This window comes from Microcoleus sp. CAWBG640 (assembly GCF_020883015.1).
Taxonomy (GTDB): Bacteria; Cyanobacteriota; Cyanobacteriia; order Cyanobacteriales; family Microcoleaceae; genus Microcoleus; species Microcoleus anatoxicus.
Map to the genome: position 1 here is coordinate 1 of NZ_JAHRFC010000117.1, position 11,635 is coordinate 11,635.

Sequence of the window (11,635 nt, forward strand, 5' to 3'; positions counted from 1 at the left end):
AAACGGTCAAGAATGCCTCCGCAAAGCAGTGGAATTTAAACCAAATGTCATTTTAATGGATTTGCTGATGCCTGTCATGGACGGCTTGGAAACTGCGCGACGAGTGCGTCAGTTACCTGAATTAAAGGATGTAGTCTTAATTGCCCTGTCAGCTAGTGCTTTTGAGAAGACGCAACAAGAGAGTCTACTAGCTGGCTGCGATTATTTTATGCCCAAGCCCATCGAAGCACATCACTTTTTAGAACAGTTGGGGTTACATTTGGGACTAGAATGGATTTATGAGGACTTTGTGGAAAGCAAACAGCGAAAAACCGCAAGTGTATCACCCAAATCTGAGTTGCCAACTTACTCTACTTTATTACCTCCCGTTGCTGAGTCTGTCGCGAGAATGTTAAAATTAGCAGCTATGGGTGACATCGAAGGAATTTTTGATGAGGCGGTTAAGCTCGAAAGTTTAGAGCCGAAGTTAATATCGCTGGTTAATCGCGTCCGCCAACTGGCTAAGAAATTTGGACTTAAACAAATTCGGAGTCTTTTAAAGCAATATATTGAGGGTGTAGAGACAGTTATTAGTTAACAGTTATTAGTTGACATTTATTAGTATAATATAATTTTTGAGAGTTTTGGGATTGAAATTACTTTGCCTTAGTAACGGTCACGGAGAAGACGCGATCGCCCTTCGCATCTTACAGGAACTGCAACAGCAGCCACATCCGCCAGAAATATCCGTATTTCCACTGGTAGGCGAAGGGCAAGCTTTCGCGAAACTGGACAACGCCCGCGTCATCGGCCCGGTGCAGCGGATGCCTTCTGGCGGCTTTATCTACATGGACGGAAGGGAGTTTTTGCGCGACATCAAAGGCGGCTTGCTGCAACTTACCATCGCTCAATTTAAAGCCATCCGTGCTTGGGTGCGATCGCACAAACAGTCGGGAAATCAGCACGCCGTTATTTTAGCAGTCGGCGATATCGTACCACTGCTGTTTGCTTGGCTCAGTGGTGCCCCCTATGCCTTTGTCGGTACCGCCAAGTCTGAGTATTATCTACGAGACGAAAACGGGCCTGTGAATGGCCCGTCCCGACGTCTTAGTTGGGAAGCTTGGTCGGGCTCGGTTTATTTGCCTTGGGAGCGCTGGCTGATGACTAGAAGGCGCTGTCGGGCCGTTTTTCCTAGGGATGCCCTGACGGCCGAGACCTTGGAAAAATTAGGCATTCCCGCTTACAATCTCGGAAATCCGATGATGGATGCCTTGGCACCGGAAAACTCAGCCCGCGGATTTTACGAAAAGGGCCCAGAGTTTCGCCAAAGGTCGCGATCGCTCGCCATCGCTTTACTACCCGGTTCTAGAGCGCCGGAAGCTTACGCTAATTGGCAGCTAATTTTAGAGGCTGTAACGGGTATTTTATCTACTTTTGGCGATCGCAAACTGCTATTTTTAGGAGCCATTTCCCCAGAATTAAATTTAGAAGCCCTGCGCTCCATAGTAGAATTATTCGGCTGGAATCTAGACGGCGAAACTAGAACCCAACAGCGAGAAGGCAGTATTTTAAGACCTCCTGTATCTCCTAGCCAAGAAATCAACCAGGAATCTCCCAATTTCCTATTCCCTTTGACCTTTGTGCAGAAACAAGCAACCATGATTTTGAGTCAGCACAATTTTAACGATTATTTGTATGAAGCCGATGTAGCCGTGGCGATGGCCGGCACCGCTACAGAACAATTTGTAGGTTTAGGAAAACCGGCGATCGCCATCGACGGCACCGGTCCTCAATTTACACCAGCTTTTGCAGAAGCGCAAAGTCGCCTCCTAGGACTCTCCCTAATTTTAGTTAACCATCCCCGTGAAGTTGCCAGCACCATCCAGTTTTTGTTCAACCATCCAGACCGATTACAGCTAATTGATGAAAATGGCAAGCGCCGCATGGGAAAACCCGGTGCAGCGCGACGGATTGCCCAATGTCTAATTCAGTGCTGCCCCGATGATTTGCCGTCAGGAAATTAGTCCTGATTTCCGTCTTCTTTATTTAGGAAATCTTCCCATCCGACTTCACCAAAACTCCCGGTTCTCGCTGCATTGGTAGCACATCTAAAATATCGATTTCCGAGCAATATTTCAAATCTTCAATCACCCCTAAACGCAGCAGTCTTTGACCATGACTAGCAGATTTTAGCAATTGATGCAATTGATTTTCCCACTGGAGATACAACGCCATTGCTGCAAATACTTCATCGTTACCAGCAAAATCAGTAGCAGAAATACCAGTTTTTGTCAAGAGGCTGTGGGCGATCGCTCCCGCACAAACACTATCTTCCAAGGAATAACTTCCTTCCCAACCCGAACCAACTATCCCAATAGTTTCCGGCTGTTTATCTAACAAAAACTCCACCACAGCTTGCCGATTAATCAAAGCCGCTGTTAAAACTATCGGCGCAGTTTGCACCCTTTGGAGAGCGCGAGTACCATTTGTTGTACTAATAAAAATTCGCTTCCCCGTCACATTTTCTGGGGTGCAGTCGAGGGGGGAATTCCCCATATCAAATCCGTCAACTTTCGCACCGCCACGCTCTCCTGCCCGAATGCGCTTGTCGGCCGGCCATTTTTCGCTCTCCCCCATCAGTTGCTCTAAGTCGCTGAAAACTTGCACAGCTTCCGCCCCATTGTTGAGCGCAGTTGCCATTGTCGTAGTCGCCCGCAGCACGTCAACGGCGATCGCACAGGCTGGCATTTTGTCCGTTGGGGTAAGTTCCGGGGTATGGTAAATAAAAAGCTTCACTTTTGGGGCTACCTACAATAAATCCTCATACGTAATAATAATAGAAAGTGACGCTCCTAGATAAATCAAGCCAACTTCCTTCTTCCTTATTCCTTCTTCTATATGTCTCAGCAGCTCAATTCTAATCCCGCCCCCACCGCCATCAGCGCGCCCATCGGACTTCTGGCTGGTTTCACCTATCCTCTGCGAGCTTTCACACTGCTTTGGCAAACACCCAAGCTCTGGGGTTATGTATTAATTCCAGTAGTGCTAAATTTTTTAATTGGCATCAGTCTTTATTTGGGATTACTATTTCCCAGTTTGTCAGGAATAGACCTTTTAGTTGCCAATTTGTCCCTCCACTTTCATACATTAATTGCTAACTTGCCCCAGTGGCTCAGTTTTCTCGGCGTCTTAACCATCGCTTTTGGCTGGTTGTTACGCATACTCCTAGTAACCGGACTTTTGCTAATCATTGGATTTTTATTAGTACAATTTGGCGTGATTTTGGGTTCCCCTTGGTACGGCGAATTATCTCAACAACTGGAGCTCCTGCGTAACGGTCAATTGCCCGCAGAAGCACCCATGAGTTTGACTAGCATTTTTCAGGATATCAAAAGAGCGATCGCCTTTGAATTCAGAAAATTACAAATTTTGTTGAGCTTCGGCATACCACTCCTAGTTTTGAATTTCATCCCCGGTGTCGGCTCTATTTTAGGCAGTTTAGGAGGAGTAGCTTTGGGAGCAACTCTTGTCTGTTTAGACTTTTTAGATGCACCTTTAGAAAGGCGCAGGCGACCTTTTCAAGAAAAATTAGAGATCCTTCGGGGAAGTTTGCCCGCTAGTGGCAGTTTTGGTTTAGTTTGTTTTGGTTTAGTAAGTATTCCGCTGTTGAACCTGTTGGCTATTCCCCTATGTGTCACTGCCGGCACTTTGTTTTTTTGCGATCGCATTTGGCCCACCCGGTTTGCATCCCAGGAGCAAATTAGCCAGGGGAAAACCGACATTCCTACTTAAAAAATATTCACCAATAACTTCTTCAAATGAGTTACTGCATCAATCCCCAGTGCAAAACCCCTGAGAATTGCGATCGAGCTCAAAATTGTCACAGTTGCGGGACGGCTTTATTGATTGCCGATCGCTATCGTATCATCCACCCCGTGCGATCGACCAATCCCGCACTCCCTACCGAAATTTTTGCAGTTGCAGATTGGGGAACCGAGGAAAACCAATGGGGTACTGTCAAAGTTTTAAAAGTATTGAAATATACTCATCATCCCCCTTTAATCCGATTATTCAAGCAGGAAGCACGCACCTTAATTTGGCTAGCGGGAAATACCGGAATTCCGCAAGTTGAACCTGACGGATATTTCAGTATTCAAATTCCCCAACAATCTCAAAAATTGTCCTGTTTAGTGATGGAAAAAATTGAGGGAGAAACTTTAGCACAATTCTTAAATAAAAACCAGCATATATCTCCCAAACTAGCCCTTGATTGGCTCACCCAACTGACGCATATTTTACACAAAATTCACCAATATAATATAATACATCGAGATATTAAGCCCTCAAACCTGATGTTGCAACCCGATGGCAAATTGATACTAATTGATTTTGGGGCTGTGGGAGAAGCGGGGATTGATACAACGCCTATAGGTTCGCCCGGATATTCCGCCCCGGAACAAATTCTAGGTAAAGCTGAAGTGCGATCGGACTTTTTTGCCCTGGGACGTACTTTTGTACATTTACTAACAGGTACACCGCCGATCGACTTTCCGAAAGATGAGACAACTGGTAAAATTAATTGGAGAAATCATGGGGTGCAACTGGAAGGTTTGTTACCATATTTTATAGACCAATTAATGGAACCCCTGCCGGAAAAAAGACCTAAAAATACTCAAGTTATTCTCGAAAAACTCAAAACTATAAGCCTGCGATCGCCTGCACAGAACCCAACTAAATTTCCAACTTCAATAAATCTGTTCTAACTTGCGAAAATCTCGCTCAACTTCTGCCCACAACGCGCGATTGTGAGGGTCAGTTTTCACAGCCTTTTTTAAATAAATTCTCGCCTTATCAACCTGCTTTTCCCCAATTAAATGCCTTCCCCAACGCTGATAGGCGATCGCCTGCCATTGACGCACTTCCACATCATCGGGAATCCGCTGTGCCAAACCTTCCACCAGGGCGATCGCCCGTGGGAACCTCTGATACTTCAGCAACTCCTGCAACTGCAAATAAGCATCCTGCTTTAACTTTTCTTCCGCTGCCGACAAATCCTGGGTATTTTCAATTGGCGACGCTTTCCGAGTCACTTTCACTTTCTGTGGTTGAGTTTTTGGCATCTGGGATGCCGATGTCGTCCCCGTCTGCTTAGTATCATTCGCAACTTTCGACTCCCCATCGGGGGGAGCAATATTCACCAGAAACTTATAAGCCTCAGTAATCGCAATAAACCTATTCTTCGCCTGTTCGTTGCCCGGATTTACATCGGGGTGATACTGTCTGGCTAGTTGTCTATAAGCTGCCTTAACTTGCGACACACTCGCACCAGATCTGAGTCCTAACTGTCGGTAATAATCTGCAATATCCATTTACTATAAATCATCGCTAATAATACCATTAAATATGGCAGAATCCTTAAAGTAAAGACTCTGCCAAAATTTACTGCGGGTCGAGGTTTTCCCTTCAGCATTGCCTGCACTACTGAAGGGAAAACTTTACTTAAGGACGTTCTTCAATCACATGATCGATCAAACCATATTCCTTGGCTTCCTGAGCAGACATAAAATAGTCCCGATCCATGTCTTTTTCGATTTTGGCTAAAGTCTGACCAGTCCGAGCTGCATAAATCTGATTCAACTGATGGCGAATGCGGACGATCTCTTTGGCCTCAATCTCGATATCCGTCGCTTGTCCCCGCGTGCCCCCAGAAGGCTGGTGAATCATAATCCGCGAGTTTGGCAAAGCGACTCGTTTCCCCTTGGTACCTGCTGCTAGTAAAAAAGAACCCATCGAGGCCGCTAGACCCACACAAATCGTCACTACCTCAGATTTAATGTGCTGCATGGTATCGTAGATTGCCATGCCCGCCGTCACCGAGCCGCCGGGAGAGTTAATGTACAGGTAAATAGGTTTGCTCTGATCCTCCGAATCCAGGTACAGCAGATAAGCCACGATCGCATTAGCAATGCCATCATCTACTTCTTCTGACAGGAAAATAATCCGCTCCCGAAACAGCCTTTCGTAAATATTGATCCACTGTTCGTAGCTACTGCCGGGAAGCCGGTACGGAACGCTGGGAACGCCAATAGGCATCGTATATCTCCTAACAGAATAAAGGTGAAATTTTCAGTAATGAACAGTTAGCAGCTAGCAGTTCCCATTCAGGAGTTAATCCCACCGATTTTCTCCTCAATGGCAACTCCTTTAGCTAAAAACTGTGGCAGTTGGTTGAGATATTTCTTTGGTGCTTTCCAACACCCGATCGATCAGCCCGTAATCTTTAGCTGCTTGCGGAGTCAGGTAAAACGTGCGATTCATATCTTTCGCCAGTTTTTCCACAGATTGTCCTGTATTTTTCGCAAAAATTTCCAGAATTAAATCTTTTTTTGCCAGGACTTCTGTGGCATTGATTGTGATATCAGTTGCCTGACCCTGGGTCCCCCCTTGGGGATACTCCAGGGCAATCATCGCATGGGGGAGACTAGCTCGCTTCCCTTTGCTCCCGGAGGACAGTAACAGGGCCGACAGACCGATGGCTTGACCCAAACAAATTGTTTGGATTTCCGACTTGATATGCTGCATGGTATCGTAAATCGCCAAACCTGCCGCCACCGACATCATCCCAGCCATTTGATTTACTGTTCCCCCCGCGATTGGGTCGCCGTAGGAGTTGATGTATAGATATATGGGCTTCTTCGACTCGATCGAGTCCAGGTAAAGCATTGCTGAAATCACAGTATTTGCCAGACCTGTAGTTATCGTCTGGTTCACAAAAATGATCCGTTCCTGGCTCAAGCGAGTGTATATATTGATCCACTGCCAGTTGGAGCTGCCAGGAATGTTGTAAGGAACGCGCAGGATTTCATCAACAGGCATAGCTACCACCATCCAAGCTTCTAAAAAAATAATCAGACTCAAAAAGCCTTCCCCTAGCAGGAAAGGGTTAAACTAGCGCCGGCAATGCTACGGGCAAATCCTTGGTGCTTTCTAGCACCCGATCGATTAGTCCGTATTCTTTGGCTTGTTCCGGGGTCATGTAGCACATTCGATCGGTATCTTTGGCAATTTTTTCCACGGGCTGACCCGTATTCTTCGACAGGATACCCATTGCCGTTGCTTTGTTGGCCAGAACTTCCTTGGCCCGAATCTGGATGTCTGTTGCCTGCGATCGTCCCATCCCCGTCCGCGGTTGATTCAGCACAATGGTAGCATGGGGCAAACTAGCCCGCGAGCCTTTAGCTCCCGCAGACAAAATCATCGCCGCAGTTCCCATCGCTTGACCAAGGCAGATGGTATGAACAGGAGGTTTCACGTAGTTCATCGTGTCACAGATAGCGAAAGCTTCCGTTTCTTGCCCAATGGCATCCCCTGTGTACCAGGAAGTTCCTGTCGAGTTGATGTAAAAAAAGATCGGTTTTTCCGAATCATTGAATTGTAAGTAGAGTAACTGAGCAATAATCAGTTTAGTGACATCTACCCCCATTTGACGTTTGAAATCGTCGGACGATACCAAGGGTAAGCCCAGGTAGATAATCCGCTCCTTCAGCAACAGCGATTGTAAATCAGGGGGGGGCGTCCGGTAGGAGGCATCGCCGTAGTATTGCGATTGCATTGCTTTAAAGGGTGTTTTCATCGAAATGTCGCCTGAACTGATGGAGTTATTCTTAAAGAAATAGTAACGCAATCTTTAGGTATCCCGCATGAAAGTTAGTTTGCTCCCTGCTTTAAACGACACCAACCTGGACGCGGATGCGCCCTCAAGCCAGCGCCAGCTAGCCATTTCGGTGTCTGCGACCACCTCGGACTTCGACTCCAACGTACCCTTAAATCTGTGCCTGATTCTCGACCACAGCGGTTCCATGAACGGACGTCCTTTGGAAACCGTCAAACAGGCCGCCGGACGCCTCCTCGACAGATTGAAGCCTGGGGATCGCTTTTGTGCGGTTGCTTTTGACCACAAAGCTAAAGTCCTTGTCCCTAACCAAATTGTGGAAGACCCCGCTAGTATTAAACGGCAAATTGAGAAATTGCGTCCCGCTGGTGGGACGGCAATTGATGAGGGCATTAAGCTAGGTATTGAAGAGTTGGGCAAAGGCAAAAAAGAGACTATCTCTCAGGCTTTTCTGTTGACTGATGGCGAAAATGAACACGGCGACAACAACCGCTGTTTGAAGTTGGCCAAGCTGGCTGCTGAGTATAACATGACCTTGAATTCTCTGGGATTTGGGGATAACTGGAATCAGGATATTTTGGAAAAAATTGCGGATGCCGGTGGCGGTGCTTTGGCTCATATTCAGCGTCCTGAAGATGCTGTTGAAGAGTTTGGCAAGCTGTTTACCCGCGTCCAATCGGTGGGGCTGACTAATGCTTATTTGCTATTTTCTTTAATGCCAAAGGTACGGTTAGCCGAACTTAAACCCATCGCCCAAGTTGCCCCAGATACGATCGAATTGCCGGTGCAGCAAGAGGGCGATCGCTTTATGGTCCGTTTGGGAGATTTAATGAAGGATGTAGAACGAGTAGTTTTGGCTAATATTTATATTGGACAGTTACCAGAGGGTAAACAGGCGATCGGGCAATTGCAAATTCGCTACGACGATCCCACAGTCGGTGCAGGTTTGCTCTCTGAATCGGTGGTGATTTCGACTAATGTCCTGCCAGTTTATCAGCCGGCAATCAATCCCATGGTACAGCAACACATTTTAGCTTTGGCTAAGTACCGCCAAACTCAACTTGCTGAAACTAGATTGCAGCAAGGCGATCGGGCTGGCGCAGCCACGATGCTTCAAACCGCGGCTAAAACGGCTCTGCAAATGGGCGATAAAAGTGCCGCCACTGTCCTACAAACCTCTGCTACTCGTTTGCAATCCGGTGAGGAGTTGAGTGAGGGCGATCGCAAGAAAACTCGGATTGCTTCTAAGACTGTTCTGAAGTAATCTCATGGTTTGTAATTCTCAGGAAATCCGGCGATTGGAAATCGCGACTACACAAACAAAGTCCGGATGGTGCGCGGACTAAGAATATAGAAACCCGCCTGGGCGGGTTTTGTTTTTGCCTTCTTTTGCACTCACAGGTTGAAATTTGTGGATGCTTTAGATGCTCGATCGTCTATAATTTTTGTATCACCTATCAAGAGTGTTTGTATGAGCCAGACAATATCTGATAAACTACGCTTTACTACCGCCGATTTAGAACTATTGCCTGATAATGGCGATCGCTATGAAATTATTGATGGGGAGCTATTTATGACTAGAGCACCGCATTGGGGGCATCAACAGGCTATAGGCAACCTCTACCAAGAACTTAATACTTGGTCGCGAGAGACTAATTTAGGACAAGCAGGAATCAATCCGGGCCTTATTTTCACAGATGCCGATAACGTAATTCCCGATCTAGTTTGGGCGAGCAATGAACGCTTGGCTATTTTACTAGACGAAGCCGGACATCTAACCGGCTCACCTGAGTTAGTTGTTGAAGTATTGTCCCCAGGTGCAGATAATGAAAGACGGGATAGAGATTTGAAACTCCGACTCTATTCAGTGCGGGGAGTACAGGAATACTGGATTGTGAATTGGCGGTTGCGACAAATAGAAGTTTATCGTCGCGAACAAGCAAGTTTAAGGCTCATTGCTACGCTCTTAAACAATGATGAACTTACATCGCCTTTATTGCCAGGATTTAGTTGTTCTGTAGCTCTAATTTTTACCTAAATTATGAAAACACCATTTTACAACTTAATTGCGACTCTAGCAATCTTTACTATTTTTGGTAATATATCTCCTGCTGTCTCTGCTAAATCAGAAGTATTAATAGTTCAAATAAATAATGTTAAAAATCAGGCAGAAGATTTATTTAACAGCGGTTTAGCCAAGTCAGAAGCAGGAGATATTCAAGGTGCGATCGCCGATTACACCGAAGCCATCCGCCTCAATCCCGACTACGCCCAAGCCCATAACAAACGCGGTATAATTCGAGCCCGCGATCTCAAAGATTACCCAGCAGCAAAGGCAGATTTCGATCGCGCTATTCAAATCGACCCCAACTACGGCGATGCCTACTACAATCGCGCCAGAGTCCGCGAATTCTTAGAAGATATCAACGGCGCGATCGCCGATTATCATACAGCAGCCCAATTCTATCAAAAATCAGGCAAAACTAACGATTATCAAGATGCCATCAAGCATCTTCAACTGCTGGAACAATAAATAGCTTTTGCCAACATGATATAATCTCCTTAGTGTTTAAGAAATACCAACTATGATTGCCAATATCAGCCACACCTACACCTCCCCAGAAGACTATTTAGAAGGCGAAAAAATTAGCCCTATCAAACACGAATACAGACAAGGCGAAATTTATGCAATGGCAGGAGCAAGTGATGCCCATGAAACAATTTGCATCAACCTAGTCAACTTGCTCACAACTCACGTTAGAGGCAGAGGCTGTCGCATTTACGCAGGAAACATGAAAGCCAGAATTGAGCAAGCCGATGTATTTTACTATCCCGACATCATGGTAACTTGCGATGAAAAAGATAGAAGCCTTGAATATTTCAAATGCCACCCGCGCTTAATCGTAGAAGTTCTATCTCCAACAACGGCATCATTCGATCGCGGAAATAAATTTGCCGACTACCGCACCTTAGAAACTTTACAAGAATACGTAGTGATTAATCAAGAAAGAATCGGTGTAGAATGTTATCGGCGCAATGCAGAAGGGCGCTGGGAACTTTACCCTTACGCGGAGGGCGAAGAAGTTCGCTTGGCTAGCGTAGACTTTCAATGCCCGATCGCACAAATTTACGAAGATGTTCTAGGAATCAGTTAAAATAGGCGATCGAACCGATATCAACAATTTATCTCTGTTCCCAAGCGGTTAAATACTCAAAATTTACTATTCAAAAAATGTCCGCAACTTCCACCTTCACCGTTACCGTACCCGCCACAACCGCCAACCTAGGCCCCGGTTTTGACTGCATCGGTGCCGCTTTAAGCCTCTACAACCGCTTCCAATTCTCCCGACTCGAACCCTCGGCAACCGAGAAACTAAAAATTACCGTTACGGGCGCAGAAGCAGCCAAAGTCAAGACAGATGACAGCAATCTCGCCTATGTAGCATTTGTTACCTTGTACGATCGCCTCAACCAATCGCCACCGCCCGTCGCCATACATATAGATATGCAAGTGCCGCTGGCTAGAGGCTTGGGAAGTTCCGCTACAGCGATTGTCGGCGGGCTAGTCGGTGCAAATGAATTAGCCGGTTCGCCTTTGAGTCAGGTGGAAGTGATGCAGTTGGCGATCGAACTTGAAGGACATCCCGACAACGTTGTCCCCGCTTTACTGGGAGGTTGTCGCCTCGCTGCTAGCAATACACCCCCCCAACCCCCCCTTAGTAAGGGGGGGCTCAGAGATGAACTTCCCCTTACTAAGGGGGGGCTAAGAGAAGAATTCCCCCTTAGCGAAGTGGAACCAGAATTACCCCCCCAACCCCCCCTTAGTAAGGGGGGGCTAAGAGATGAATCCCCTCTTACACCCCCCCTTAGCAAGGGGGAAATCACATCATCACCCCCCCTTAGCAAGGGGGAAATCACATCATCACCCCCCCTTAGCAAGGGGGAAATCACATCATCACCCCCCCTTAGCAAGGGGGAAATCAC

The 11,635-nt window shown here is 46.5% G+C and carries 14 protein-coding genes; 9 read left to right on the plus strand and 5 right to left on the minus strand.

Features of this window, described 5'->3' with window-relative positions; all coding sequences use genetic code 11:
- Together AAFP11_RS27700 and AAFP11_RS27705 are read left to right on the plus strand one after the other, a co-directional pair.
- Positions 1-577, plus strand: a 577-nt coding sequence (locus AAFP11_RS27700) for a response regulator (RefSeq protein ID WP_341739918.1), incomplete at its 5' end; no start/stop codon positions are given.
- A gap of 52 nt (positions 578-629) precedes the next feature.
- Positions 630-2,003: a lipid-A-disaccharide synthase-related protein gene (locus AAFP11_RS27705; protein WP_341739919.1), complete on the plus strand. Its 1,374-nt coding sequence runs from the start codon at positions 630-632 to the stop codon at positions 2,001-2,003.
- Positions 2,004-2,025: 22 nt separating this feature from the next.
- On the opposite strand, the gene AAFP11_RS27710 is transcribed toward AAFP11_RS27705, so the two are convergent.
- Complete coding sequence (locus tag AAFP11_RS27710) at positions 2,026-2,775, minus strand: 2-phosphosulfolactate phosphatase family protein (RefSeq protein ID WP_341739920.1); 750 nt, start codon at positions 2,773-2,775, stop codon at positions 2,026-2,028.
- Positions 2,776-2,877: 102 nt separating this feature from the next.
- Here AAFP11_RS27710 and AAFP11_RS27715 point away from each other — a divergent pair, with 102 nt between their 5' ends.
- On the plus strand, positions 2,878-3,771 hold the full coding sequence (locus tag AAFP11_RS27715; protein ID WP_341739921.1) for an EI24 domain-containing protein: 894 nt from the start codon (positions 2,878-2,880) through the stop codon (positions 3,769-3,771).
- A gap of 26 nt (positions 3,772-3,797) precedes the next feature.
- Positions 3,798-4,742, plus strand: a complete 945-nt coding sequence (locus AAFP11_RS27720; RefSeq protein ID WP_341739922.1) for a serine/threonine-protein kinase — start codon at positions 3,798-3,800, stop codon at positions 4,740-4,742.
- Here the strand turns inward: AAFP11_RS27720 and AAFP11_RS27725 are convergent.
- From AAFP11_RS27725 to AAFP11_RS27740, 4 genes are all read right to left on the minus strand, one after another.
- On the minus strand, positions 4,725-5,348 hold the full coding sequence (locus tag AAFP11_RS27725) for a DnaJ domain-containing protein (protein ID WP_341739923.1): 624 nt from the start codon (positions 5,346-5,348) through the stop codon (positions 4,725-4,727). The two genes, AAFP11_RS27720 and AAFP11_RS27725, sit on opposite strands and share 18 nt — an antisense overlap.
- A gap of 130 nt (positions 5,349-5,478) precedes the next feature.
- Positions 5,479-6,072 (minus strand): ATP-dependent Clp protease proteolytic subunit, encoded by a 594-nt coding sequence (locus tag AAFP11_RS27730; RefSeq protein WP_340520888.1) that lies wholly within the window; start codon positions 6,070-6,072, stop codon positions 5,479-5,481.
- 111 nt (positions 6,073-6,183) lie between these two features.
- Positions 6,184-6,855, minus strand: coding sequence for an ATP-dependent Clp protease proteolytic subunit (locus tag AAFP11_RS27735; protein ID WP_340549860.1), 672 nt, complete (start codon positions 6,853-6,855; stop codon positions 6,184-6,186).
- 67 nt (positions 6,856-6,922) lie between these two features.
- Entirely contained in the window at positions 6,923-7,612 is a 690-nt protein-coding gene (locus tag AAFP11_RS27740) for an ATP-dependent Clp protease proteolytic subunit (RefSeq protein WP_341731609.1), read from the minus strand.
- Positions 7,613-7,679: 67 nt separating this feature from the next.
- Between AAFP11_RS27740 and AAFP11_RS27745 the strand changes: the two genes are divergently transcribed.
- The 5 genes from AAFP11_RS27745 to AAFP11_RS27765 form a co-directional block, all read left to right on the plus strand.
- Positions 7,680-8,915 (plus strand): VWA domain-containing protein, encoded by a 1,236-nt coding sequence (locus AAFP11_RS27745; protein ID WP_341739924.1) that lies wholly within the window; start codon positions 7,680-7,682, stop codon positions 8,913-8,915.
- Between the two features lie 207 nt (positions 8,916-9,122).
- Positions 9,123-9,689, plus strand: coding sequence for a Uma2 family endonuclease (locus tag AAFP11_RS27750; protein WP_340520893.1), 567 nt, complete (start codon positions 9,123-9,125; stop codon positions 9,687-9,689).
- Between the two features lie 3 nt (positions 9,690-9,692).
- A complete protein-coding gene (locus AAFP11_RS27755; protein ID WP_341739925.1) occupies positions 9,693-10,184 on the plus strand; it encodes a tetratricopeptide repeat protein in 492 nt (163 codons plus the stop codon).
- 52 nt (positions 10,185-10,236) lie between these two features.
- Entirely contained in the window at positions 10,237-10,806 is a 570-nt protein-coding gene (locus AAFP11_RS27760; protein ID WP_341739926.1) for a Uma2 family endonuclease, read from the plus strand.
- 77 nt (positions 10,807-10,883) lie between these two features.
- The coding region (locus AAFP11_RS27765; protein ID WP_341739927.1) for a homoserine kinase at positions 10,884-11,635 on the plus strand (752 nt) is incomplete at its 3' end.

Bases quoted from the DNA above. Each gene is read 5' to 3' on its own strand.
- AAFP11_RS27745 (WP_341739924.1), top strand. From the start codon at position 7,680: ATGAAAGTTAGTTTGCTCCCTGCTTTAAACGACACCAACCTGGACGCG.
- AAFP11_RS27730 (WP_340520888.1), bottom strand. From the start codon at position 6,072: ATGCCTATTGGCGTTCCCAGCGTTCCGTACCGGCTTCCCGGCAGTAGC.
- AAFP11_RS27760 (WP_341739926.1), top strand. From the start codon at position 10,237: ATGATTGCCAATATCAGCCACACCTACACCTCCCCAGAAGACTATTTA.
- AAFP11_RS27750 (WP_340520893.1), top strand. From the start codon at position 9,123: ATGAGCCAGACAATATCTGATAAACTACGCTTTACTACCGCCGATTTA.
- AAFP11_RS27725 (WP_341739923.1), bottom strand. From the start codon at position 5,348: ATGGATATTGCAGATTATTACCGACAGTTAGGACTCAGATCTGGTGCG.
- AAFP11_RS27735 (WP_340549860.1), bottom strand. From the start codon at position 6,855: ATGCCTGTTGATGAAATCCTGCGCGTTCCTTACAACATTCCTGGCAGC.
- AAFP11_RS27715 (WP_341739921.1), top strand. From the start codon at position 2,878: ATGTCTCAGCAGCTCAATTCTAATCCCGCCCCCACCGCCATCAGCGCG.
- AAFP11_RS27720 (WP_341739922.1), top strand. From the start codon at position 3,798: ATGAGTTACTGCATCAATCCCCAGTGCAAAACCCCTGAGAATTGCGAT.
- AAFP11_RS27740 (WP_341731609.1), bottom strand. From the start codon at position 7,612: ATGAAAACACCCTTTAAAGCAATGCAATCGCAATACTACGGCGATGCC.
- AAFP11_RS27755 (WP_341739925.1), top strand. From the start codon at position 9,693: ATGAAAACACCATTTTACAACTTAATTGCGACTCTAGCAATCTTTACT.